The organism is Nitrospirae bacterium YQR-1 (genome assembly GCA_039908095.1).
GTDB lineage: Bacteria > Nitrospirota > Thermodesulfovibrionia > Thermodesulfovibrionales > Magnetobacteriaceae > Magnetomonas.
On record JAMOBJ010000022.1, the window covers coordinates 1 to 25,144 of the forward strand.

Sequence of the window (25,144 nt, forward strand, 5' to 3'; positions counted from 1 at the left end):
CTTGCAAAATTATACGAATTACCACCTGATGAAAGAGAAGACTACATTCTAAAATTATTAACCCTATCAAGATTAAGAGGGTTGACAAAAACGGTTAAAAGGGAGGTTAAGAAGATGCCGGTAACTATAGACATAACAAAAGATGAACTTTATTTAGATGGTAAAGAGTTAGGTAGGGAAGAGGGGTTACTTGAAGGTGAACAAAAAGGTAAGCGTGATGGGTTACTTGAAGGTGAACTGAGAGGTAAAACGGCTGGATTGCTTGAAGGTATTGAGTTAGGACTTGAACTCAAATTTGGTTTAGCCGGACTTGAGTTGATGAATATAGTTAAGGCTATAAGTACTATAGACAAATTAGAAGATTTTAAAAACTTTATCAAGAAAGCCGGTTCGGTGGATGAGTTGAATGAGTTTTTGACAAAGAGTGTGTAAATAATGAGGGATGGCGTTATACTTGTGACGACGCCAACAAAGTCAGACGATTGAAGGCTGCTTGGTATTAAAGAAAGTCCATCCTCCTTTCTACAAAACCTTTATCCATCATGCAAAATTAGCCTGCGATAATGTATAATTAGCGTATGAAAACGCTGAGGCTGGCACTTGCCCAGATTAACCCAAAAGTCGGTGATATAAAAGGTAATACGGAAAAACTCATTGACTATATAGAGAGGTCAAAGACCCTCTCCGCCGATATTGTTGCTTTCCCTGAGCTCTCTGTAACCGGCTACCCCCCGGAGGATTTACTTCTAAAGCCTGCCTTCATAAGAGATAATGTAAAGGCACTTCAAGAAATCCAAAAACACACTCAGGGAATAACCGTAATAGTTGGTTTCGTTGATATGAAGGAGGACATCTATAATTCAGCCGCTGTCTTTTATAACTACAACCTATGCGACATCTATCATAAACTCTATCTGCCCAATTATGGAGTGTTTGACGAGCTGCGGTACTTTAAACAGGGGCATAAGGTTCCGATTTATGAAATTGCAGGTTGTAAGGTGGGGCTCAGCATATGTGAGGATATATGGTACCCCGACGGCCCACCCTACATAGCGGCACTAAACGGGGCTGAAGTCTTAATCAATATAAACGCCTCACCGTATGGCCTTAATAAGTTTAGAATGAAAGAGGCGATGCTTAAAACCCGTGCCTTTGACTGCCGCTCAATTGTGGCATATCTAAACATGGTTGGGGGGCAGGATGAGCTGGTCTTTGACGGCAGAAGCCTCATCGTCGGCCCCTCAGGGGACATACTAACTATGGGACCGGTATTTTCAGAAGATTTAATTATAGCTGATCTCGATGTGGAAAGCGTCTTTCTTTTAAGACTCCAGAGCCCCGGAAATAGACGGAAAAACACTTTTTCAGACAGAGGAAATGACGTCGAAATCAGAAATGTTTTTATATCCGGTGCACCTGAGGATTCAAAACCTGCTCTGCCTAAAAAACAGCGGCTTACACAACAGACCGATATTGAAGAAGAGGTCTATAGCGCCCTCGTTACAGGCACACGTGACTATGTGCTGAAAAACGGTTTTAAATCTGTAGTAATAGGATTAAGCGGCGGGGTGGATTCTTCTTTAGTGGCGGCGGTTGCAGTTGATTCACTTGGTAAGGAACAGGTAAGGGGAATCTTTATGCCCTCAATGTTTACCTCCGATGAGTCAAGGCAGGATGTCTATGAGCTGAGGCGGAGGCTTGATATAAGGGTTAGCGAGATTCCTATAAACGGCATATTTAACTCATACATGGCTGAGTTGGAGAGTTTTTTTAAAGACAAACTCAGAGATATTACCGAGGAAAACTTACAGGCACGAGTACGAGGCAATCTGCTTATGGCTTTTTCAAACAAGTTTGGCTGCATGGTTTTGACAACCGGTAATAAGTCCGAAATGTCCATGGGCTACGCCACCCTGTATGGGGATATGGCAGGCGGATTTGCCGTCATTAAAGATGTACCTAAAGTGCTGGTATATCGGTTATGTAAATGGAGAAACGGCAAATCGAAAGTCATCCCTGAAACAGTGCTAACCAAAGCCCCTACTGCAGAACTGAGACCCGGCCAAAAAGACACAGACAGCCTGCCGCCCTATGAAATACTTGACCCCATCATAGAGGCATATATAGAAAATGATATGAGTTACGAGGAGATGATAGCGCTTGGTATGGAGGCCGATTCAGTAAGCAGGGCAATCAACCTTATAGACAGAAGTGAGTACAAGAGGAGACAGTCACCCCCGGGGGTTAAGATAACCGGACGGGCATTTGGTAAAGACAGGCGTTTCCCCATCACTAACGGTTACAGGGGGGAGTCGGCGGCTCCAGGTGATTAAGGCACTGGGAGTCAACTATTGGTCAACGGCCACGGGCAATTAAAGTGAGATTAAGGGCTAATTAAAGTGAGATTATTAATTTTATTTTTACTCGGTTTTTTGACGACCTTTGCCTCTTGCAGTAAAGGCGGTGGTGTTGCAGCGGTTAATTCCGACAACAAGAGTACTGAGGTGCCAAAGGAAACAAAGGTAATATCTGAAAATATCACAGTACAGAGTGCTGCATTTGAACTTAAAAAGGACTCTCAACTGGCTGCCATACCGCCACAGAGGAAACCCACTCACATAAAGGTAAAAAAGGACGCTAAGGGTTACTACAGCTGGGAATTCAGCGGAGATGACATAAAGGATATAATAAAACTGGACAGGGAGATGCGAAGAGCGTTTCCTGAAGAATCGGCAAAGGGAGGCAGAGATGGAAAGTTACTCGATAAGAGAAGTACTGGAGATGGCAGTGAGGACTGAGATGCTGGGCAACTCATACTACACGGAGCTGGCAGGGAAATTTAAAAACGATAAGGAATTCAACGAACTTTTTACACGCCTTGCAGAGGCTGAGAAATCACACATAGTGACTTTTACGGCATTGAGGGAAAAGCTGGGACACTCCGAGCCTGAGCACTGGCAGGAGGTCTCAGAGTATATGCGGGCCTATGTTGAGTCGGCTTTTTTCCTTGGCAAAGACAAGGCAATGCTGCACATGCGTAATGCAACTGAACCTATGGGCGCACTGCTGCTTGCTATGGGGTTTGAAAAGGAAACTCTCCTTTTTTTCCATGCTCTCAGAGATGCCATTGTTGAAAAAAACATCATCGATGAGGTAATAGCCGAGGAGAAAAAACATATCCTGTGGCTTTCTAAACTCAAAGAACACTATGCAAACAAGTAGTATCAAATGGTAAGATTATAAAATGAAAGGTTACCTTTATGTGGTCTCCACTCCGATAGGAAACCTGGAAGATATTACCCTGAGAGCTCTCAGAGTATTAAAAGAGGTGGATATTATAGCGGTAGAGGACACAAGACGCACGATAAAGCTCTTAAACCACTTTGAGATTTCAAAGCCGATGATCAGCTACTACAGGGAAAAGGAGCGAGTACGGTCTCAGGAGGTGATAGATAAATTAAACGACGGGTTTAGCGCAGCTCTTGTCACCGATGCCGGCACTCCGGGGATATCCGACCCGGGGGAGGTTCTTGTCAGAGACGCTATAGCAGCCGGGATAAGCGTAATACCTATACCTGGGGCAACCGCCCACACGGCGGCTCTTTCCATATCGGGACTGCCCACAGTCAGATTCACATTTGCCGGTTTTCTCTCAAGCAAACCCACACACAGAAAGAAGCAGCTGGAGCAGCTCAGGGGCATTGAGCACACGATAGTGTTTTACGAGGCGCCGCACAGGATTTTAGAGTTTCTTGATGATTTACTTGACGTCTTGGGTAACAGGGAAATGTCCCTTTCCAGAGAGATAACAAAGATGTATGAGGAAACCATCAGGGGTACGGTTGCCGAGGTGCTTGAGGAAATTAAGGAGCGGAAAATAGCAGGTGAATATGTTGCCGTTGTTGCAGGCATTGAACCTGTCAGTGTTTCGTTTGAGGATGCTCTCAGAGAGGTTAAGGAGCTTATCAGTGCCGGAGCAAAGAGAAAAGAGGCGGTAGAGGAGGTCTCCGCAGCAACCGGAATAAGCAAGAAACTGTTATATAAGGAAAGTATCGAATCCGCAGCAGGGAGTATATGATAAGATTAGGAGTGTTGGCCTCAGGGCGAGGTTCAAATTTTCAATCCATAATAGAGGCTGTTGAAAACGGTGGTCTGAATGTCTCGCTTGAGTGTCTGCTTACAAATAATGCCGATGCTTTTGCAATTAAAAGGGCTAAGGCACACGGCATCCCCGCAATTGTGCTTTTAGAAAAAGACTTTCCCACAAAAGACGATTATTATAAAAAGATAGTTTCTGAGCTTAAAATTACGGGAGTGAATCTTGTTGTTTTAGCCGGCTTCATGAGACTTGTGGGTAAACCCCTTTTAGATGCCTTTCCGATGAGGATTATGAATATTCATCCCTCCCTTTTGCCGGCCTTTAAAGGGCTCCATGCCCAGAGACAGGCACTTCAACATGGGGTGAAAATATCCGGCTGCAGCGTCCATTTTGTGGATGAGGGGCTGGATACGGGCCCTGTGATAATACAGGCGGCGGTGCCCGTGTTTTCCGATGATACAGAGGACAGTTTATCTGAGCGTATTCTTAACGCAGAACACGAGATATACCCGCGGGCAATTAAACTTTTTGCAGAGGGCGCTGTTTCTATTGAAGGCGGAGTTGTTAAAATAGCCGGTGAGACACGCAATACAGAATGCTTACAACATCCGGTCTGATACCAAGTTGCATTCAACCGTCTAACTTCGTTGGCTTTGTCAAAAGCTCCTTAACGTACTGAAGAAGTACGCCTGCGTTTACTTCTGACTGCAACTCGGTATTAAAATAAGTCTTTGAATTTTTCAATAGTAAGACCGGCATCATTTATGATTCCCGCCATTGTAAAAGCATTAATCGGATCAGCTCGTGGTATGGTAATAATCCTTTTACCATTTGTCATTGTTATGTGTTTGCTCTGCCTCACAATCCAGAAACCTGATTTCTCGAAAACTTTTACTGCACGCCGGTGGTTGATGCCTGACAATTTAGGCATACGTTATTTCTACATAACGGGTTTCTTTGTCTTTACTCAACTCATCAACCGTCTCAAGATATGCTTCTATGGCGTCTTTTATATTTTCCAGAGCCTCATTCTCAGTTGCTCCCTGCGACCAACATCCCGGCAAACCGGGCACCCATACGGAATAACCTTCGTCAGTCTGTTTTAGCCCCACTTTATATCTCATATCAATCCCTCCCGTGTTTATCCCTTCCCTTATATCAAGTTGCATTCAATTGTCTAACTTCCTTGGCTTCGTCGAAAGCTCCGTGGCGTACTCTCCCTTAAAGGGGAATCCCTGTAAGGGGAGGTGCAGCTTTCTCCCAGCCGCCTGTGTTTACTTCTTAATGCAGCTAAGTCTCAGATGATACATTAAATAAGCCCCAGATTTTAATTAACTCCTCTAAAATATCTCTATCATAATCATTACTCATAGAGCGGATTTGAGAAAAAGCCTCAGAAGGACTTATACCCTTATTTATCCCTGGTTGTGACGTTGTTAAAATATCATAGAAATCAGTTATTGATGCTATTGTTCCTGATGTGTGCATTTTATCACCGGTAAGCCTGTTGGGGTAACCGGTTCCAGAGAGTTTCTCATGGTGCTCTAAAAGGGGATATGACACTTCCGCAGGTATTCCTTTATAGAGTTTTATTATATTATATCCCTCCAACACATGCTCTTTAAAAATTCTCAGCTCAAAAGAAGTCAACTTATGATCGGGTTTTGTCACAATTCCCCGCGGGATGGTTGCTTTACCTATGTCGTGAAGCAGGCATCCCATTCCGATGGCAAACAGTTTGCTCTCTGCGGTTATCCCTGAAGATAGGGCAACAGCCAGTGACGTTACCCCTACGTTGACAGAGTGTGAGTATGTATAGAAATCTTGTTTGCTGATAGTAAGCAGATTTGATATTAACCCCTTGCTCTCAGATATTGCTGATATAATGTCAACAATTGTATCCCTTGTTTCTTTCAAAACCTTAGCGTTTCGAGGATTAACAAAAAGCTCTTTAACACACATTTTGGCATTTTCTTTTACTGCCATATTTTTTAAATGCAGGGTACTCCCATGTGCTGTCACCGCCCCCTGAATATAAGTACGGTATCTGGGGATGTCATCACACTTTATCATTAGTTCCCTGAAACCCTTAAAACTGTTTTCATTTATCTGGACATCCTTACCTATATACTCAATTACAGGTTTTATATCCATGCCGGATTTACCAAAAACAGTGAAATTCACATAACTACCTGGAAAGATACTTGTTAGTTCGACCTGGAATAGTTCTTCCTTCTTTTTAAGGTACTCCTCAACTTTAGACTCATCTACTGACTCCGGCTCTTCTGCCAAAGTTAAATCAACCTCATTTTTAGATAGCTTTGTTGCAGCTACTGCTGTTTCATTACCTTTGATAATGTCAAGGCCTTTATCTGTGTCTATAAACACAAAATCAATTTTAGCATATTTAATTTTCTCAATTTGCTTCAGTGTGGTTATTTCAAACCGGTTTTTTACAAATGGAGTTCTCTCCCATGATGTATCACATCTCTCAAGATACATTCCCAATGTCAAGTCTTCCACGGATATTCTTTTTATCAATTAAACAGCCAACCTTTTATTAGAAAAAATGAGCCTGTTTGTAATTTCCCTTCTCAATCGTATGTTTAAAATCCGCTTTATGTTTATCCAGCCGGTATAGTATATCAAAACCTCCGTAAATAACGTATATATTATATATTTAAAATTAGTTTTAATTTTGATAAAATAGAGGACAGAGGCAATCAAGGGATTGAATGCAACGAAACCTGTTATAATAAAGAAAACCCCGCAGCCGGCCGATAAGGGAATAGTTGCCTGATGATGGGTTTTGTGTTAAAATAGAGTGTAGAGGAATGAAAATGGACAAAGATGTCATTGAGAAAGTTATAGAGAAAGTACGGCTGGGGCTAAAACCGGAGGGCGGCGACATTGAGGTGATAAACGAAAAGGACGGGGTACTGTATGTGCGGTTAACCGGCACATGTGAAAGCTGTCCTATGTCGGGGTTAACCATGAAAAACTGGGTCGAAAAAACACTTTTAGAGGGACTACAGGGATTAAAAGGGGTAAAGGCTATTTGAGGATGCGGCATTTAAAGGTCGTACCATTAATTATTATTTGTTTACTGTTGGTACAGTTTCTTACTGAAGCATCTGCTAAGGTTAAAAATGAAATTAAAGATATCAGGGTTTTTTCCTCAAAAGACTACACTCGTATAGTTATAGACCTTACCGGCAATCCTGTTTTTAAAGAGGGAGCAATACCTGAGTCTAAGAAGATTTATTTTGACCTCCAGGAGGCCGTCGTAAGAGCATCATCAACAAAATCTAAAGATGTATTTAACACCGTCCTGAGGAAGGTTCGAATAGGGCAGTTTGCGCCAACCACGGTAAGAATCGTCTTTGATCTTGACAACTATGGAACCCACAGGACGTTTATATTAACTGACCCAAACAGAATAGTAGTTGACATATTTGCTTCCACTGAAAAAACCGAACCGCCGACGGCTGAGTCAAAACCAGACAGTGAAGAGAAAAATCAGCAGTTAATTAAGGAAAAAGCCAAAGCTGAGGAAAAAGCAAAAGAGGAAGAAAAGGCAAAGGTTGAGGAAAAGGCTAAAGCGGAAGAGAAAGCAAAAGCCGAGGAAAAGGCTAAAGCGGAAGAGAAAGCAAAAGCTGAGGAAAAAGCTAAAGAGGAAGAAAAGGCAAAGGCTGAGGAAAAGGCTAAAGCGGAAGAGAAAGCAAAAGCCGAGGAAAAGGCAAAGGCTGAAGAAAAGGCCAAAGCGGAAGAGAAGGCAAAGGTGGTGGAGAGGCGCAAAGACAGCAATAAAGACAAGACTGCTGGAAATAAACACCAGGATAAGGATAAATCAAAGACAGCCGGAAAGGATAAGGGGCACAAGGGTAAAGACGGCGATATAATAGTGCGGGAGATAGAGAAAAAGGTGGAGAGTGAGTTATTTGCCCGTAAAAAGATAGTAATAGATCCAGGACACGGAGGGCATGACACAGGTGCAATAGGTTTAACCGGCCTTAAAGAAAAGGATGTGGTGTTAGAGGTATCGCAACTGGTGGCAGCCATTTTAAAAGATAAATATTTATACGATGTTTACCTTACACGTGACGACGATACCTTCATATCCCTTGATGAAAGAGCCGCTATAGCTAATGGTAAAAATGCTGACTTGTTTGTCTCACTCCATGGTAATGCAAACAACTCGCCCAATGTTCGCGGTCTGGAAACGTACTTTCTTAATTTTTCCAATAGTGATGAGGCTATGAAAGTAGCGGCACGTGAAAACGCCATATCTGTAAAAAGGATGAAGGAAGTACAATCCGAGCTGGGCCTTATCCTAGCCTCCCTGGCACGTGAAACTAAACGCGATGAGTCCCTCAGGCTTGCCCACTACATACAGAAAACCATGTACTTGCAACTGAAGAAAAAGCATAAGGATATTGTGGACAACGGAGTGCGGCAGGCGTTGTTTTATGTGCTTGTCGGGGCCAACATGCCCTCAGCTCTTGTTGAGATTTCATACCTTACAAACTCAGAAGATGAAAAGCGCTTAAAAACCGGCCAGTACAAAAAGGAAATAGCTGCATCCGTGGCTGCCGGAATAAACAAGTATTTGACCTCACTGCCGGGAGCGCCTGAGTTTGCAAAGATAAACTTCAACAAAAAGAGATATAACTAAAATGAACACTTCTCTTAAACTCTTTTTATATTTGTCATTTACAGTGTTCCTTTTTATATTTTCCGGCCTCATGGTTTTTACACTGTTAACAGCAATTGCCGCTGTAGTCTGTGTGCTTCACCGGCAAAAAAGTATCAGAGCCGGTGCTTTGCCGATAGGGTTGTTCCTTGCTGCAACGTTTCTTAGTAATGCACTGTTTTCGGATGGCCGTGTTGTGGCGTCTTTTATAGGAATATACATATCTGATGAGGGGCTTAAGCTTGCAGCCCTGAGAACCTCACGGCTGTTTCTTCTGATATTCGGGGCTAAGTTATTTATGATTTATGTAACACCTGTGCAACTGCAGCAGACATTGTGTAAAGTACTGTTGCCGCTTAGGAAACTTAAAATCCCTGTTGATGACTTTATGGAAATCCTGGCTCTTACCCTGCAGGCGGTACCGCTTTTGAAAAACCACCTTGTCAAATCATTTAAGGAAAAAAACAGCCATAATACAAACGGCGGCCTGATGGATAAAACCCGTGTGGCTGCCTCGTTATTGCTTCCAACACTAATCCTGATTATAACAACACCGGAGAGAATCTTCAGAGACACAAAAGCCCTTTAGGGATTTCACCAACAATGAAAAGTGAGGAAACACGAAAGGCTATGGACCGTTTTGTGATTAAAAATGCAGTTGTTTATGACGGCACGGGGGCTGCCGCCGTTAAGGCGTCAGTTGGAGTTGAAAACGGTAAGATAACATTTATATCAGATAGTTTTACAGATAACGGGGTAAGCACAATAGAGGCGGAAAATCTTGTGCTGACTCCAGGTTTCATTGACGTCCACAGCCACTCGGACTTCAGTATTTTTCATTGCCCTGAAGCACAGTCCAAGCTCCTGCAGGGTGTCACAACAGAGGTAAACGGCAACTGCGGTTTTTCCGCCACCCCTATTTTAAATGATGCTAAGAAGCAACTGGAGAAAGAGTTTGTATCCAATGGGATAGAGAAACGCTGGGAGACTAAAGCTCAGTATGATATTGCCCTTTCCGGGATTACCCGCGGCCTTAATCTTGCCACACTTACCGGGCATGGTAACATAAGGGCCTCCGTGATGGGTTATGAAAACCGTCAACCACAAGACCATGACCTTAACCTTATGGCACTAAGTTTAAAAGAACAGGTCGCCTTTGGAAGCCGCGGGATGTCAACCGGGCTTATTTACCTTCCAGGGGCTTTTTCTGAAAACAGGGAGATTATCGAAATTATAAAACGCTCCGGGTTAAAAGACATAGTTTATACCTCACACATGAGAAGCGAGGGTGACAGAGTTGTTGAGTCAATAGAGGAAACCCTTGAAGTGGGAAGGCGCACCGGGATAAAAATCCACATCTCGCATCTTAAAACCGCAGGAAAACGCAATTGGCATAAAATCAGGGAGGTTGTCTCAACTGTAAGAAAGGCAAATAGTGCAGGGTTGAAAGTCACCTGTGACCGCTATCCCTACAGCGCCTCTCAGACTTCACTGGATGCTGTGCTTTCACCATGGATTTATGAGGGCGGGGATGAGGCGGAACTGAAAAGACTTAAAAACCGGCAGCATATAGAGCGTTTAAGAGATGATTTATCCCCTCAGATATCTGATGTGTCTTACTGGGACAGTGTCATGGTATCTTCCGTAAAGAGTGAAAAAAACAAATACATGGAAGGAAAGACAATCGGGGAACTTTCCCGGTCAAAACAGGAACAACCGCTTGATTTCACTATAGCACTCCTTATAGAGGAACAGTTAAAGGTGGATGCGATATATTTTTCGTTAAGTGAGGACAACTTAAGGGAGATACTTAAGCTTCCCAACTGTATGGTCGGCTCAGACAGCTCGTTAAAATCACTGGATAGTACCGGAGGGGGAAAGCCCCATCCAAGGGGTTTTGGGAGTTTCCCCAGATACATTAAAAAGTATGTTTTGGATGAGGCTCTGATGCCGCTTGAGGACGGAATAAGAAAGATGACGTTGCTGCCTGCAAGGACGTTCAACCTTCCCGGACGCGGGATTATCAAAGAGGGGGCATATGCCGATTTAGTAGTTTTCTCTCTTGAAGAAATACAAGATGGTGCTACGTATGAGTCGCCGCACACACCGCCCTCGGGAATTGCTTATGTGTTTGTCAACGGCGAGATGGCGGTCAAAGACGGTGTCTTTACAGGAAAGAGGGCAGGTATGATATTATAACCTTGTGCCGGCAAACAGATTTTACATAGTTTCCCTTGTTACTCTGATTTTAGTTTTTGGGTTTTTGAGCTACCAGATAATGGAGCCGTTTCTTACCGCCATTGCCTGGGCACTGGTGCTGGGAATAGTTTTTTATCCGCTTTTTTTACTAATCGGCAGATTTGTTAAGTGGAGAGCCGGGGCGTCACTGATAACACTTTTTATAATTGTGTTTATAATAGCAGGCCCGTTTTTTTACATGTTTATGCTTATGGGAAAAGAAGTTAAACATCTTATTGAGTATCTGAACGAAACTAACTACGAGAGCATAACCCGCATATTTTCCTACAGGGCTGTGACATGGTTTCTGAGTCATTTACATGCAAAGCCCCCTAACGGTGATTTAGATATTAAAACCCTGATTAATGAAAACGTAGTACGGATAGGACAGAATATAATGCCGCATCTGACCTATGGGGTTAAGAATGTTTTTATTGGTATTTTGAATTTTATAATAATGGTATTTACGTTATTTTTCTTTTTCATAGACGGGCAGAAATTTATAAATAAGCTGATGAAGCTGCTGCCTTTTTCTGAAAACCACAGGGCAAAGCTGGCAAAGGAAATAAAGGACATGGTGATATCGGCCATATACGGCGGCGTGGCTGTGTCATTTTCCCAGGGGCTTGTTGCAGGGTTTGTTTTTTATTTTCTTGGTGTTAAGGCCCCTGTGTTGCTAGGGGCATTTACGGTGTTAATGTCATTTATCCCGGGCGGTGCGGTAGTAGTGTGGGGAGCGGTGGATATTGTACTTTTCATAGACGGCTCTTACACTGCCGGGTTTATACTTTTGCTTGCGGGTGTATTTGGCATTAGTATGATTGACAACATTGTAAGACCTGTGATAGTGAGCGGTAGGACGAATGTACCATTTTTGATTGTGTTTTTTACTGTTATCGGCGGGCTAAAGGTTTTTGGAATGGTTGGAATAATTATGGGCCCGCTTGTGCTTGTGCTGTTTGTGTCACTTGTTGAAATTTTCAGAACAATGGAAGAGGAAAGGGAAGAGTCCGCACAGTCGGGGTAGAAGCCTCCACTGCAACTTGGGATAACTCTGTACACTACCTGTGGGATAGCTCTTCAATCCGCCAAATTGCCGTTGCCTGCTTTGCAAGCCATTTTTGCCGGGAAATTATGCGTTCAGGCGACCACTGTTGATGCTCTGAAGCAATTCCTTTGGTAATTTCAAATTCGCTCTGCTCGTAGGTTATCCTCTTTTGTTGGTATGATTTATTGCCGAGATCACGATTTGACCCTGCTGCCAAAATAGTCATATTACCAATCCTGTAGAGGTAACTGTCAACTTGCTTGTCGTTGAAATCAGGCCAGTTTGCCTCAGGATTTTGAGGAAGAACATGCTCGATGTTATACTTATCGCTGTTGTAATCATAAGCAATGTTTGAGACGTGCTGCTCAATTTGAAACAGGATGTAGCGAATTACCTGCAGATTTCGGGAGTTTGTCGTGCGAAATTGTTTTTCTGAAAAAGCCGCTATAAATTGCTCGTCTGAAGGGTAAACGGAGCGCAGCGAGCGGATAATGTCGTTAATGTTTTGCAACTGTCCTTTTGCAATCTTTTCCGCCATAGCATTATACACTCGTTCCTGTTCATTAGCGGCAAGGTTGCCTATTACATTATAACGAAATGAGGCTATCACGCACGCTCTGAGAACTCCGGTAAACTCATCATCGTTTAAAACTTCTTTTGAGGCTAACAGCAGGGAATAGGGCTGTTTGATATTAAACATTCTCAGCAGGTTAATATATCGGCTTTGCTGCTCTGTCCATATGGAATTGTTTGGATCACTTAGGGCAATGTAAACATCTGATTTCTGATCCATTGCTCGTACTAAATTGAATGCATCCGCTTTATTGTTGACGCTTTTTCTAATAGTTTTAAAAAGTTCTGAATGGCGGGTTAGGGGGTTATGGCTGTTCCAGAAAGTCCGGAGAAAGTCTGGAATGCTTTCGCTACCAAGTTTTTCTGTAATAATCTCCCAACGATCTTCCATGCTCTTCATTTCGTTGTCATGGCTGCCAGCATTGAAAACCACTGAAAAAAGATAGTTTTTCAGCAAATCGGTAGCAGATAAACGCACACCTCGTGCATTTAGTGTTTCAAAAACTTTGAACGCATTTAACTCATCATTTACTGAAATGACTGTAAAAAAAAGACGGTCTGCTATTACATCTATAAAACGGGCAAGTTCTGCACCGTCTATAATCTTGTCGAACCGGTCGCTAATTTGTTTGTCAAACCACTCGAAACCTTTACGAAGTAAATGTTCAGATGTCTTTATGCCACGTCTTGGCATTTTATCAAGAGGCACAAGATAGGTTTGATAAAACGTATCATTGTGGCGATTGAGTTTCAATTTAGATTTCGCAACCAGTGTTACAGGGTCTAAGTATCCAATATAGGTTTTTCTTAATTCCTCAATTCTGCGGCCATTATCATCGGCATTGATATTTTTATTAATGAGTTTCTTTAGATTATTGAGCACTGCCAGAACAATTAAGCTCAATGTGGTCATCCGTTGCTGGCCGTCTATTATGTTGTAGTTTCTTTCATCCTCAGATTGTAGCACAAGGTAGCCCATGTAGTGGCCTTGCTCCCCTCCTGGTTCTATCATTCCCACTATATCCTGCCACAGATCATCCCACTCCACTTCCGTCCATGAATAGTCCCTCTGAAACATCGGCACGCTATAGCTGAGCCCGTTTCCCATTAGTTTCCGAAACGTCTGGTTTGATGTATTAAAATTAGTTATCGCCATCTTTATCTCTAATTATACGGTAAAAATTTTTTAAATTTCAAACCGTAACATTTTAAACTCACCTCCCAAGCAAGTCCAGTATCCCGGCCATATCCTCTGGTACTTCACTTTCAAACTCAAGCAGTTTACCCGTGGCAGGGTGAATAAACCCAAGCTCTGCTGCGTGAAGCATCTGCCGTGGTATCTTAACTCTTACCCCTCGTATCTCAATAGAGTCCTTTTTGCCGTAACAGCCGTCTCCCATAACCGGATGCCCCAGTGCTGAAAAGTGTACCCGAATCTGGTGCGTTCTTCCGGTCTGAAGACGTGCCTCTATAAGTGTAGCCCCTGCAAATTCCCGCAGAACTTTCCAGTTTGTTACCGCCTCCTTAGGCCACCTCGACTTTGTTGACATCTTCTTTCTGTCTGTTGTTGAGCGCCCCACAGGGAGTGTCACAACACCGGAATTTTCCTTGAATTTGCCATAAATCAAAGCCTTATAGGAACGCTTGACTTCTTTGTTTTTAAATTGCTCCACCAGGATGTAATATGTGGGGTCATCCAGAGCAACGACAACCAGCCCTGAGGTGTCCTTATCTATCCTGTGCACCACGCCGGGCCTAAGTGGAGCACCCACCGTTGCCCGGCTCTGAACCCCTGCTGCAAGAGCATTCATAAGCGTCCCGCCACTGTGCCCGGCCCCGGGATACATAGGCATACCAGGCGGTTTGTCCACTACAACGAGATAAGCATCCTGCCAAAGAATTTTTATATCTGTCTCTTCAGCAGTCAGCTTGTCACATTCTGCGCACTCCTCATCGATAACCGTCACACACTCCGCAGCCATCAACCGGTATCCACACTTTACCGCTGCCCCGTTTACTCTGACAGCCTCCTGTGAGGTAAGTTTACTGATTTTTGAGCGGGTCAGCCCTGTTTTCTCTACTAAAAAAAGATCAACCCTGCGTCCTGTATCCCCCGCATCGATTGTGAAGTTATACTGCATTGAACTTAAATGCAACCACTTTACATATTGACAAAGAGAAGTTCTTTCAGCCGTTTCAGGGCTTCTATGAGGGCTCCGGTTCTTCTTAGGAGTTTGTGGATTATTTCGTTTTTACTTATTTTATTTAAAAGTGCGATTATTCTCATTTTTGTAGTTATTACATAATCATCATCATCTGTTATTTCACAAATTTTGGTAAGGCCGTACTTGTCCATTTTTTTTAAAAAAGGAACAAAGTTTTTGTTCTCACTGGATATCTGTTCGATAACTTTAAGACACTCAAGGCTTATATTTGATTTCAGGATAAAATCAAGGCTTTCCCTCATCTGAGGAGTTATGTTTCTTGCTATAAACTCATCAGAGTGCTCCTGCTCTGCGGCGGAAATAAAATCTGTTACCAGAGGCTCATCCGGTTTAGTGTAACGGAAAAAATCATTCAGTTCATCCAAACTTGCAGAATCAGTAATCACATTTACCGGCAGTTCCTCATTTTCCTCAGTAACAGCCTTTTTGACCGTGTCTGCATTTTCACCGGTGAGACTTTTACTACTGAGTGGTTCTTTTTTAGCGGGCGCATCTGAAAAAACCTCCGGCTTTTTCCCGCCGGATTTTGCAGCTTTAAAATGTTCTGTTTTTTTCTTTTGTTTTTTAAGGCGTGAACTGCCTTCGATCATGAGCTCTTTTATTTTATTCGGCACTGAATTGAAACTTCCTTCCCAAATTTAGTGAAATTCTCTGAGGCCTGTGCTCCGCGTGGAAAATCAAATACCGGAATTCCGGCTATCTGAGCCTGATTGATTGATTCCCGCTCATATATTTTTGTTTTCAATATCCTATCCTTATAATCTGAGAGTTTTTCCTCTATAACCTCATTTGTCAGCCTTGCCGCCTTCTTTACTCTTGATAACACTATGTTCCAGTTATCGTCAAGAGCACCTTCCCGTACCTCTTTCATTTTTAGTATAAAATCGGCCAGCCCGTCTATGGAGCGGCTTGAGGGCTCACACGGAATAAGGCAATAATCCACCACCATCAGGGTGTTTTCAACAAGAGGCCCCAGTGATGGCGGGCAGTCTATAATAATCAGGTTGTAGGTTTTGTTTTTGTAAAGGGATTCCATGGATTTCATAAGACGGCGTTCCCGTTTAAAAGAATTGTAGAGTGTCTCATTGACAAGGCTTAACCGTATGTTGGCAGGAGCAATATCGAGATTCTTTATCGGTGTCCTCTGTATTACGGTTGCAATGTCTTCCTGAAATGAGAGAATATCCGCCATTGAACGGTCATTATATCCCACATCTACACCTATGCCCGGGGCAACGTGCCCCTGCGGGTCCATATCAACAAGGAGGACCTTCAGCTTTTTCCTTGCAAAATAAGTCCCCAGATTTATACACAATGACGTCTTCCCTGTACCACCCTTATGGTTGGCAAGGCATATTGTTACCAAAATACACTCTCCCCCTGCATATATTTACACAGTATATATAATCTAACAAAAATTGCGGCAAGGTGTCAACAACACGAAAACATCAGGCCGGAGCAGTGTCTGTCCCGGCCCTTAGGTGTTTTATTGCCTGTTTGCCCAGTGAGGAGGCTATATTGCAGTAATATACGGAAACCGGCTTATCGCTAAACGCTTAAATCAATCCTTGTACCGGTACCTGCCGGATTCTGTGGGCTTTGTGCTCCGCTTTGCCCTGCCTCTCCGGCACTTTGCACTAATTTTATGGCCATTTCCCCCTGAATTTTCATCTGATCTAATGCCTTTTTAGCCATCAGTACCCCTTGCTGTGTATCCAGTGAACCTAAATTATTCCCTCCGCTTATCTCCATTGCGCTATACCCCCTTGTTCAATTGTAAATCTCATTAAAAGCACTTAGTTGTTGTATCGGCACATTACATCTAAAACTTTAATTTACTCCGGCAATAAAATTATTTCATGAATTTTCATTTACTGCTTCATGGTTTTATCAGATTTTACATAAAAACGAATCATAAATGTTGATAATTGTATAAACATAATAAGAGAGGTTTAATATCAATGATAAAATTAGGTGATGTTGTTCTATCAAACGATCTTACATGGCCAAACCGCTTTGAATGGTCAGGGGTGTCTGAGACTGTTGAGAAAACTCTAAGCGGAGGATTGGTCATCTACGGAGGTGAGGTAACAGGACGTAGTATAGACTTAACCGGTGATACTGATTACGGCTGGATCACTTATGAGGATTTAAGAACCCTTGTTGCTATGGCGGGCGCCTCAGGGGAGACTTATGAGCTGCAATTTAACAATGATACCTATACTGTGCGGTTTCGTCAGGAAGATGCCCCTGTTTTGGACTTCACGCCTGTTACAAACATGTCCGGCTATGATGACTATGACTACTTCTACGGTACGATTAAGCTTATGGAGGTTGAGCAGGAATGAGGAAACAAAAAACGAATAATGATGACGAAAGCAAAGTAATCACCTATTATGACACGCATAAAGCTGCACAGGTAACTATCGTAAGAAAGGAAACAGAGGGTGTATTAACAGATGTGGTTGAGAGCATATCCTTTTGTTTTAAAGAAGGGCCATTTCCATTTTCTGAAATGCTCAGCATAGGGGATGCGCTATTTCCGCCACGCCAGAGATTGCAGCTTATGCCGATAGATACAGAAATAAATGCTATCGGTGTGCTTGAGTACTATGATGCAAGACGTATGGCAACAATAAGCATAGTTTATAATGATGATGTCAATTTTAAACCGGTAATAGCGCTTCAAATATTATTTGAGGGGTCAGCGACCCCCGGCGTATTGGGGCCGGCGGCCCCCGGCGTTGCAGAACTTCATCCGGTGTCGCTCTCAAGCATTTTCAACATTGAAAAGAAGACTTTTATTGGGATGCCGCGAGGATTTTACGGTGTACCGATAAGGGAGTTTGAGGGAAGACCTCCGGCAGCAAAAAAGGGTTGCGGAGGCTGCGGTAAGGGTTCTTTGAGTTTGGAAAATATAATGACAACAAATAAATAAAAGGCTGGATTCCCAATCAAGTTGGGAATGACAGATCATACTAAGTTGCAGTCTGAAGGATAACGAGGCGGCAAGGAGAAAGAGACGTAGGCGTACTTTTAGTACGGTGAGGAGCTTTTGACGATGCCAACAAAGTTAGGCGATAGAATGCGGCTTAGTATCAGGAGGGATAAATGAGCGTAACAAGAAGTGACATATCATACGTTAAATCGGCAACTGTAACCGACACATCGGGCAATGGGGGACGTGCCGGATACAGCAGCATAACAAACCGGTTAAAGCACAACCTGTTTCCTCGTGTGACAAGACCGGAGCGGATTAACGGAAAAACCAGGTACAGAAAACTGTTTTTGTGGAACAAAAACAGCAGTGGAGAGACGGCGGCCTCTGTACTTTCTTACTTAATTTTCCCCTCACCGGCCGGAGACAGATTTTATATAGCGGCAGGTACTCAAACCGACACACAAAACGACCTGGACTCCACCTACAACTGGGCAGGGGGAGGGGCTCTTAACTCAGCCATAACCGCCGGTGACAGTCAGATTTCTATACTATTTGAAAATAACGATTTCTATATTGACAACAATCAGGTAATCGTGATAAACAGCCACTTTTTAACCTCTCAGACAATGGACTCAGGTGTTAAAGCCTTTGACTCCGTCTATTACAACGGCTCCAAGTGGATAAAACAAACACCGTCAAGCTCCGAGGATGAGGACATGTACCCCTATGGCACATACCTGGGCGGCAGTAAAGTTTTTAGTTACAACAGCAACGGTAATCTTGAGTATGTAACATCTCAAAATAACAGCTATACAGATGAAGTCGTTGGCACCGGTGATGGTTCAACAACTGTGTTTACCAACACGGCGACTCATACCCCTGTTAAGCAATCTACCGTACAGATAAAGTATTATGTCGGCTCTGTGCAGTACACGGCCACCGCCAATAGCTCAGGGACTATCACGGGGACATATATAAGCTCAGGGAGTATCACAAATGCCGGGGCATTGTCGTTAACATTTTCGACGGCACCGGACAACGGCACATCAGTAACCATGAATTATACTGAGCAGAGCTGGAGCTGGGGCGCAAATGTGCTTACAGTTAAAACCAAAGAACAGACAGCTAACAGTTATAGCACATCGGGCACGTACTGTGCCGTGGCGCTTTCTCCGGGGGATATAAAAACATCTCTCGATAATAAATCAATAAGCGGCTCCGGTGCATTTGATGAAACCAAGGTGACTCTCGATAACGAGGGAACGATTGAAGATACCTGGACTTTTACTTTCACCTCCTCCACAGCCTTTACGTGCTCGGGAACATACACCGGAAGTGTAGGCAGCGGCAGCATAAACAGTACGTTTACGCCAAATAATGCAAACGTCGGCAAGAAGTACTTTTCAGTACCCTCTAATGCCTGGAGCGGCACGTGGGCAACAAACGACACCCTTCAATTTAAAACACACCCGTCAAAGGCAGCCCTGTGGGTTAAAGAGGTAGTGCCGGCAGGCACCCAGGCATATTCGGAAAACGGAGTTTGTATGGAGTTATACGTGGAGTAGAACAAAGCAGCAATCAAAAAGGGAAATTAATAAGGGGACGGACTCCGTCCTTCCCCTTAAACCCCTGCTTGCAAGGGGAATGATTCCCCTCGACCCCCGTTTTTGTCTGTGATTGTGACAGTATCGGCTTAAAGTTTCTTACTAAAGAGATTACAGATTTCTTTTTAGCAAGCCCTTACCGGCGGATGAATTTGGTATAAATTATCTGTACGTGTTATATTATTATAATATGAACTATCTACCGGAGCTGTACAGCACTATAGACAACGACTTTGTTAGGGATGAAGCATTGGATTTTAGTGGTATCAGGGCAAGCGAGGGGGTAAATGCAATCCATGCGTACCCTGCAATGTTTCATCCTCATCTGGTAAGGCAACTGATTGAAAGCTACTCCAAAGTGGATGATTACGTATTAGATCCATTTATGGGCTCCGGTGTCTCTGCTGTTGAAGCCTGCTCTTTAGATCGTAAGTTTACAGGTTTCGATATCAATCCCCTTGCAACTTTAATAGCGATGGTTAGAACCACCCCTATAAAAAAAGAAATTTTAATGAATGTGCTTCTGCGAATTATCAGGCAATACGATAACATTACCCCAAACCCACCTGTATTTCCCAATATTGATTTTTGGTTTTCAAAAGAGAGAATTGTCTCTATTTCTAAAATAATAACTTCCATCGAGAATATCGGCAATGAAGATATTCAACGATTTTATAAGATAACATTATCTGAAACTATCAGGGCTGTGTCACAAACAAAACCTAATGAATTTAAACTGGTTAGACGCAAAAATCCCTGTAACATTGAAACCCTTGAATTATTTTCAACTAAATCATTAAAAAATATAAAATCTCTTAATGATTATTATATATTAAACAGAATTAATCATAAACCAAATATTCAATTAGTAAATACTCTTATAGATGATATTCCTTTAGACGATAACAGTATTTCACTTCTAATTACCTCCCCGCCCTACGGCGATTCTCAAACCACAGTGGCTTACGGACAGTTCTCAAGGCTGTCTCTTCAATGGCTAAATCTTCCATATGATTCAGATAAAAGATCTTTGGGAAGCAAACCAATTGCCATAAATAACGAAGTTTCTTCTCACACACTGTACACCTTAATAAATGTTATTTCACAGAAAGATTCAAAAAGAGCAATGCACGTTTTTTCGTTTTATTACGATTTGTTTCAATGTATGAAAAAACTTACTCTAAAAATAAAAAAAGGCGGTTACATTGTATTTGTAGTTGGCAATAGAACAGTTAAGGGCACTCAATTGCCAACTGACGTCATATGTGCAGAAATGTTAGGGTCGCTTGGGTTTAACCATATAGAGACACGTGCACGTTTAATTGGAAATAAAAGAATGCCTTCTCAAAATTCGCCTACAAATGTGACCGGAGTAAAAGCACCTACGATGAAATACGAGTATATCGTGGTTTGCAAACGAATTAAATGACGCTTGTAGAAATAATAAGTAGATTGAAAAATCTTAAAGACCAGGGTTTTATCCCTTCATTAAGAGGTGGTTCTACCGGTATAGGTTATACATTAGAAACGAGGTTAGGATTAAGTGAAACAAACATTTCAGTTCCAGACCTTGGCGGAAGGGTTGAACTGAAAGCAACAAGACGAAATTCATCGTCGTTAATAACACTATTTACGTTTAATAAGGGGGTATGGCAAATACCTCAAAAGTTGGTTGTTGAAAATTATGGTTACATAGATGAAACCGGAAGGAAGTCGCTTTATTGTACTGTATGGTCGAAAACACAAAATTCTCAGGGTTTGTCAATTCAAATTGATAGAAATAACCATCAACTAAATTTAGTACATAACAGCAATAATATAATTGCCACCTGGGATATTTATAATCTAATAAGCAAACTAATAAGTAAATTGGGCAAAGTGTTATTTGTTACAGCCGATTCAAGAGCCGGTGAAAGCAAAATCGAGGAGTTTCACTTTAATGAGGCCTATCTTCTTATAGAACCAACTGCTAAGAGCTTTATAAAAGCACTTGAGGATTCTACCGTGTGCATTGACATAAGAATGCACCTTAAGGAAAGTAATCATATTAGAAATCATGGGACGGCAATTCGTATCAAAGAAAGCGATATCCCTTTACTTTTTGAAAAAAAAGAAACAAATTTAATTTAAGTTTGGGTTTTAACGGATGTTCCAGTAAAGTATGGTTATTGTAGAGTAGAGAGTTATTAATGCTTGGCTGTAGCGTAAATAAAGTACTCAATATTTCCCTTATTGCCCTTAATTGGGCTTGCGCATATGCCGCAAACCGTTAAATTTAAACTTTGAAAGAATTCACTAATTTCTGCGACAACCCTGTCTCTTTTTTCCGCCGTCCTGATAACGCCGCCCTTTTCAACCTCCCCCTTGCCTACCTCAAACTGGGGTTTTATCAGCGCTACAATCTGCCCTGAGGCCGGAGGAGGCTCAGAGCCCAAAGGCGCCAAAAACTCCAGCGCCTTACCTATTACAAGTTTAAGTGAAATAAAGGAGACGTCTATCACCACAATGTCAATATCGTCTTTTATGGAATCCCTGTCAAAATATCTTATATTGGTTCGCTCAAAAACAACAACCCGCTCATCAGAGCGCAGTTTCCAGTCAAACTGCCCATACCCAACATCCACTGCATACACACGTCCGGCCCCTCTTTGCAACAGACAGTCTGTAAAGCCCCCTGTGGAGGCCCCGATGTCAAGAGCAGTTTTGCCGAAAACGTCAATGCCAAAGTTTGAAAGTGCGTAATCAAGTTTTAAACCACCACGGCTTATAAAAGGACAGATATCCACTTTTATGGCAATACCAGCGGTTTCCTCCACAAGTGTACCGGCTTTATTAACCACTACAGAGTTTACAACAACCGCCCCTGACATTATAAGTGCCTGCGCCTCGGTCCTTGAACTTACAAGGCCCCTTTCAACAACTAATACATCAAGTCTCTTTTTCAGAGCAGTTTACTTTTCTGTTTTCTTTCTGCCTGTGGATTTGGTGGTAGTTGTTTTAGCTGCCCTTTTAGGTTTATCTATCGCCGCTTTTTTTGGCTTATCAGCTGCTGCCGTCTTTTTAACCGCCACCTCCATATCCGGTTTCGATACAGTCTCCGCCGTTTTAGGGTTTTCAACCGTCGTTGGTTCTTCAACTGACGCCGGAGCGCTTTCCGTTGCTTTTTTCTCAGCTGCAGGGGTAATTTCGGTCATCTCCGGCACTCCTTTAGCCGGTAAAGTAATATAAAACTTCCTGGCCGCCTCTAACAGCTCGCCTAAATAGGCTCTGCTCTCTTCCGTTAAAGCTATTCCCTTTTGTTGTACATCTTTTACAAATTTTTCCCAGCCCGCATGGTCCCACTTGCCCTTTGTCTGTTCTATAAAGCTTACTGTCTGTTCATAAGTTACTTTTGTAACCTCGGCCAAGCTTTTCCCCAGCCCCTGCTTAATTGAAGCCGTCTCATAAATCCTCTTCATCGCTTCCACTATGGTGCCAAGATATGCCTGCATATCACCGGTTAACTGCACTCCCTTTTCCTGAGCGTCTTTTAGAAGGTTAAGCCATGCATTATTATCCCAATACCCCTTCTGCTTTTCCACAAATTGGGACGATATCCTCAGTAAATCCCTGAATAAAGTCATATGTTTTCCCTCCATGTAAGTTCTTTTGCTGATTATGCAAATTATACAGTCTCATTTATAAAAAAAACCAGTACTTATAACACTATAATTATGTTTTTCCCAATCCTGTATCTTTCTGAAATACAGCCGCTTAATAGTTTTTTTCTAAAAAAATAACAGTTTTCCGGCAGCTGTGTCATATCTCTATTCTTAACACACACCAACCATCTATGTTTGTCAACGATATACTGCCTTTCATGTTTTTCTCTATTATTATCTTTGCCATATATAACCCCATCCCTGTGCCACGCTGCATGTCTTTAGTTGTAAAGTATGGTTCAAATACTTTGTTTATTATATTTTCAGGAATTGGGTTTCCGTTGTCTGCAATTGTTATTATTATCCTGCCGGTAGTATCTTCCTTGTATAACTTTATCCTGATAGTTCCATCTGCAATATCATTTTTTTCAAACTTATCCTTTGCGTTTGTCAAAACATTTAAAATCACATTGGCAAACTCAGCCGGAGAACCGTTTACCGTCAAACCATAGTCCAGCTCTTTGTCAATAATAACACCTTTATTCTCTATGTTCCCTAAAATAAGCTCTACCGCTTTGTTTATCTTATCTGCTATGTTAAATTCAGTGCGCTCTTTCTCGCATACATAAAAACTTCTGAAATTATCTATCGTCTCTGATAACTTATTTAGTTCAGACATGGCATTTTCTATATTACTTTCTATACATATCTCGTCTAATTCATTTTGCAGGCATGCTTCTTTAATGTCCTGAATTAATAGTCCGGCTGCACATAGTGGCTGCCTCCAGTGGTGAGATATATTCACAAGTAATTCAGCCATTGACAGATGGCGGGATTGCTCATACATTAGCTGGTCCATGGCGCGGTTTTTAGCAACCTCCTCCTCAACTCTCCTTTGTAAGTTCATGTTTATTGTGCTTATTTCCTCCTCTTTCCGGCGTAATTGCTGTATGATTTCTTGCAGCTTTGTTCTTGATTCATAATTAAACAGTTTAATTACACCTACCATTGAAAAAGCTATAACAATGGCAACAACAGCTCTGAATAGTTGAACAGGGATTTTGACATAAGATAAAAAACTATCGGTATTAAGGATGTCAGCGGGAAAGAAAGCACCCTTTGGGACAATTATTCCTGCTAAAACACCATACATTACAAAAGAGATTGCAGCAATTAGAAAATATATCTCAACATTTGCTTTTTTTATTATATCAGTCTCTTTAGAGTACATTCTTAAGGCAACAGCAGTTAACACAGAACCTGGAAGAGCTAAAAAGTATCTCGACAATGCAGCTCCAGTTTTGATAGGAGCCTCTGATTTAAATGAGACAATTATGATTATTGTCAACAGTACCGGCATTAACCACCATTTCAAATACTGTGAATATTTTGCTACAGATTCATTTCTACATATTCTCAGCGTCTTTCGGCCAAACTCAAATAAAAAACAAAATGAAGAAGCCAATAAAACAATACCCGCTAATTTTAAAGCCGTATAAGAATGTGTCAGCAGCAACATATCAACCCACTCGTTGAGGCCGTGCAGTAAAGCAAATAAAGACAAAAGCCGGAGAACTTGTGTCAGCTTAAACTGCCCATTACTTTTGGGCTGTACTGATATAGCAATACCCATACCTACAAATGCTAACCCATAGACGAGAAACACGTGGTCCATGCTGTCTCTGAAAAACTGCTCTACTGTTACCATTAGAACTAATCCTTATATTATAGTGTTGTCGTTGTCATAACTATTGCTTCATTTTCAACAAATATCTGCCGCCGGAAATAGGACATCGCCTGCTAATTAATATATAATAACAAATCTCTGACACTATAAGCCATCCACTCTACTTTGTATCTCATGCCAAGTTGCAGTCAGAAGTAAACACAGGAGTCGCTTATTCCTTGCCGCCTGCGGTTACTTTTGAATTAGAATTGGAATAAGTAACGGTTTTCGGGTACTTGATATAGTTAATAAAAATTGTGTATAATACTGTGCATTATGGGCAGGCAGCTTAAAATATCTCCGTCTAAAATCCCGGATTGGGTAATCGGTATTATTATAACTTTTATCTTCATTGT

At 42.1% G+C, this 25,144-nt stretch carries 27 protein-coding genes; 16 read left to right on the plus strand and 11 right to left on the minus strand.

Annotated elements, in window-relative coordinates; genetic code table 11:
- The 6 genes from H7844_10790 to purN form a co-directional block, all read left to right on the plus strand.
- Nucleotides 1-432 (plus strand): hypothetical protein (locus tag H7844_10790; protein MEO5357770.1); only part of this gene is annotated, 432 nt, incomplete at its 5' end.
- Nucleotides 433-578: 146 nt separating this feature from the next.
- The gene (locus H7844_10795; GenBank protein MEO5357771.1) at nucleotides 579-2,333 is read left to right on the plus strand and encodes an NAD+ synthase; all 1,755 of its coding nucleotides are present in this window, start codon (nucleotides 579-581) and stop codon (nucleotides 2,331-2,333) included.
- 66 nt (nucleotides 2,334-2,399) lie between these two features.
- Entirely contained in the window at nucleotides 2,400-2,798 is a 399-nt protein-coding gene (locus tag H7844_10800; protein ID MEO5357772.1) for a hypothetical protein, read from the plus strand.
- On the plus strand, nucleotides 2,749-3,222 hold the full coding sequence (locus H7844_10805; protein ID MEO5357773.1) for a hypothetical protein: 474 nt from the start codon (nucleotides 2,749-2,751) through the stop codon (nucleotides 3,220-3,222). Before H7844_10800 ends, H7844_10805 begins: the two co-directional genes overlap by 50 nt.
- A gap of 22 nt (nucleotides 3,223-3,244) precedes the next feature.
- A complete protein-coding gene (gene rsmI, locus H7844_10810) occupies nucleotides 3,245-4,078 on the plus strand; it encodes a 16S rRNA (cytidine(1402)-2'-O)-methyltransferase (protein MEO5357774.1) in 834 nt (277 codons plus the stop codon).
- On the plus strand, nucleotides 4,075-4,716 hold the full coding sequence (gene purN / locus H7844_10815; protein MEO5357775.1) for a phosphoribosylglycinamide formyltransferase: 642 nt from the start codon (nucleotides 4,075-4,077) through the stop codon (nucleotides 4,714-4,716). Before rsmI ends, purN begins: the two co-directional genes overlap by 4 nt.
- Nucleotides 4,717-4,817: 101 nt before the next feature.
- On the opposite strand, the gene H7844_10820 is transcribed toward purN, so the two are convergent.
- The 3 genes from H7844_10820 to H7844_10830 all read right to left on the minus strand — a co-directional run bounded on the left by H7844_10820 (nucleotide 4,818) and on the right by H7844_10830 (nucleotide 6,640).
- Complete coding sequence (locus tag H7844_10820) at nucleotides 4,818-5,030, minus strand: type II toxin-antitoxin system HicA family toxin (GenBank protein MEO5357776.1); 213 nt, start codon at nucleotides 5,028-5,030, stop codon at nucleotides 4,818-4,820.
- Complete coding sequence (locus H7844_10825) at nucleotides 5,023-5,223, minus strand: type II toxin-antitoxin system HicB family antitoxin (protein MEO5357777.1); 201 nt, start codon at nucleotides 5,221-5,223, stop codon at nucleotides 5,023-5,025. The genes H7844_10820 and H7844_10825 overlap by 8 nt, the downstream gene beginning before the upstream one ends.
- A 166-nt stretch (nucleotides 5,224-5,389) precedes the next feature.
- Entirely contained in the window at nucleotides 5,390-6,640 is a 1,251-nt protein-coding gene (locus H7844_10830) for a DUF3391 domain-containing protein (GenBank protein MEO5357778.1), read from the minus strand.
- Nucleotides 6,641-6,939: 299 nt separating this feature from the next.
- Between H7844_10830 and H7844_10835 the strand changes: the two genes are divergently transcribed.
- The 5 genes from H7844_10835 to H7844_10855 are packed head-to-tail and all read left to right on the plus strand — an operon-like array spanning nucleotide 6,940 to nucleotide 12,057.
- Nucleotides 6,940-7,161 carry a NifU family protein gene (locus H7844_10835; protein ID MEO5357779.1) on the plus strand — a complete coding sequence of 74 codons (222 nt, stop codon included), beginning with the start codon at nucleotides 6,940-6,942 and terminating at the stop codon, nucleotides 7,159-7,161.
- A gap of 2 nt (nucleotides 7,162-7,163) precedes the next feature.
- Nucleotides 7,164-8,774 carry an N-acetylmuramoyl-L-alanine amidase gene (locus H7844_10840; GenBank protein MEO5357780.1) on the plus strand — a complete coding sequence of 537 codons (1,611 nt, stop codon included), beginning with the start codon at nucleotides 7,164-7,166 and terminating at the stop codon, nucleotides 8,772-8,774.
- Nucleotide 8,775: 1 nt separating this feature from the next.
- Nucleotides 8,776-9,381 carry an energy-coupling factor transporter transmembrane protein EcfT gene (locus tag H7844_10845; protein ID MEO5357781.1) on the plus strand — a complete coding sequence of 202 codons (606 nt, stop codon included), beginning with the start codon at nucleotides 8,776-8,778 and terminating at the stop codon, nucleotides 9,379-9,381.
- A 14-nt stretch (nucleotides 9,382-9,395) separates the two neighbouring features.
- Nucleotides 9,396-10,991 carry a D-aminoacylase gene (locus H7844_10850; protein ID MEO5357782.1) on the plus strand — a complete coding sequence of 532 codons (1,596 nt, stop codon included), beginning with the start codon at nucleotides 9,396-9,398 and terminating at the stop codon, nucleotides 10,989-10,991.
- Nucleotides 10,992-10,995: 4 nt separating this feature from the next.
- Entirely contained in the window at nucleotides 10,996-12,057 is a 1,062-nt protein-coding gene (locus tag H7844_10855) for an AI-2E family transporter (protein ID MEO5357783.1), read from the plus strand.
- Between the two features lie 34 nt (nucleotides 12,058-12,091).
- On the opposite strand, the gene H7844_10860 is transcribed toward H7844_10855, so the two are convergent.
- The 5 genes from H7844_10860 to H7844_10880 form a co-directional block, all read right to left on the minus strand.
- Complete coding sequence (locus H7844_10860; GenBank protein ID MEO5357784.1) at nucleotides 12,092-13,807, minus strand: DUF262 domain-containing HNH endonuclease family protein; 1,716 nt, start codon at nucleotides 13,805-13,807, stop codon at nucleotides 12,092-12,094.
- Nucleotides 13,808-13,865: 58 nt separating this feature from the next.
- The gene (locus tag H7844_10865; protein MEO5357785.1) at nucleotides 13,866-14,792 is read right to left on the minus strand and encodes an RluA family pseudouridine synthase; all 927 of its coding nucleotides are present in this window, start codon (nucleotides 14,790-14,792) and stop codon (nucleotides 13,866-13,868) included.
- A 20-nt stretch (nucleotides 14,793-14,812) separates the two neighbouring features.
- The gene (locus H7844_10870; GenBank protein MEO5357786.1) at nucleotides 14,813-15,490 is read right to left on the minus strand and encodes a hypothetical protein; all 678 of its coding nucleotides are present in this window, start codon (nucleotides 15,488-15,490) and stop codon (nucleotides 14,813-14,815) included.
- Nucleotides 15,475-16,242: a ParA family protein gene (locus H7844_10875; protein MEO5357787.1), complete on the minus strand. Its 768-nt coding sequence runs from the start codon at nucleotides 16,240-16,242 to the stop codon at nucleotides 15,475-15,477. The genes H7844_10870 and H7844_10875 overlap by 16 nt, the downstream gene beginning before the upstream one ends.
- Before the next feature lie 182 nt (nucleotides 16,243-16,424).
- Nucleotides 16,425-16,628, minus strand: a complete 204-nt coding sequence (locus tag H7844_10880; GenBank protein ID MEO5357788.1) for a hypothetical protein — start codon at nucleotides 16,626-16,628, stop codon at nucleotides 16,425-16,427.
- A 209-nt stretch (nucleotides 16,629-16,837) separates the two neighbouring features.
- Here H7844_10880 and H7844_10885 point away from each other — a divergent pair, with 209 nt between their 5' ends.
- The 5 genes from H7844_10885 to H7844_10905 all read left to right on the plus strand — a co-directional run bounded on the left by H7844_10885 (nucleotide 16,838) and on the right by H7844_10905 (nucleotide 21,551).
- Entirely contained in the window at nucleotides 16,838-17,224 is a 387-nt protein-coding gene (locus H7844_10885; protein ID MEO5357789.1) for a hypothetical protein, read from the plus strand.
- Complete coding sequence (locus H7844_10890; GenBank protein MEO5357790.1) at nucleotides 17,221-17,814, plus strand: hypothetical protein; 594 nt, start codon at nucleotides 17,221-17,223, stop codon at nucleotides 17,812-17,814. Before H7844_10885 ends, H7844_10890 begins: the two co-directional genes overlap by 4 nt.
- A gap of 173 nt (nucleotides 17,815-17,987) precedes the next feature.
- Nucleotides 17,988-19,382 (plus strand): hypothetical protein, encoded by a 1,395-nt coding sequence (locus tag H7844_10895; protein ID MEO5357791.1) that lies wholly within the window; start codon nucleotides 17,988-17,990, stop codon nucleotides 19,380-19,382.
- 229 nt (nucleotides 19,383-19,611) lie between these two features.
- Nucleotides 19,612-20,850, plus strand: coding sequence for a site-specific DNA-methyltransferase (locus H7844_10900; protein ID MEO5357792.1), 1,239 nt, complete (start codon nucleotides 19,612-19,614; stop codon nucleotides 20,848-20,850).
- Nucleotides 20,847-21,551, plus strand: coding sequence for an MvaI/BcnI family restriction endonuclease (locus H7844_10905; protein MEO5357793.1), 705 nt, complete (start codon nucleotides 20,847-20,849; stop codon nucleotides 21,549-21,551). Before H7844_10900 ends, H7844_10905 begins: the two co-directional genes overlap by 4 nt.
- A gap of 56 nt (nucleotides 21,552-21,607) precedes the next feature.
- On the opposite strand, the gene H7844_10910 is transcribed toward H7844_10905, so the two are convergent.
- The 3 genes from H7844_10910 to H7844_10920 all read right to left on the minus strand — a co-directional run bounded on the left by H7844_10910 (nucleotide 21,608) and on the right by H7844_10920 (nucleotide 24,770).
- Nucleotides 21,608-22,366, minus strand: a complete 759-nt coding sequence (locus tag H7844_10910; GenBank protein MEO5357794.1) for a TlyA family RNA methyltransferase — start codon at nucleotides 22,364-22,366, stop codon at nucleotides 21,608-21,610.
- Nucleotides 22,367-22,372: 6 nt separating this feature from the next.
- Nucleotides 22,373-23,044 (minus strand): hypothetical protein, encoded by a 672-nt coding sequence (locus tag H7844_10915; protein ID MEO5357795.1) that lies wholly within the window; start codon nucleotides 23,042-23,044, stop codon nucleotides 22,373-22,375.
- A gap of 175 nt (nucleotides 23,045-23,219) precedes the next feature.
- Nucleotides 23,220-24,770 (minus strand): HAMP domain-containing histidine kinase, encoded by a 1,551-nt coding sequence (locus tag H7844_10920; GenBank protein MEO5357796.1) that lies wholly within the window; start codon nucleotides 24,768-24,770, stop codon nucleotides 23,220-23,222.
- Nucleotides 24,771-25,144: the final 374 nt, after the last annotated feature.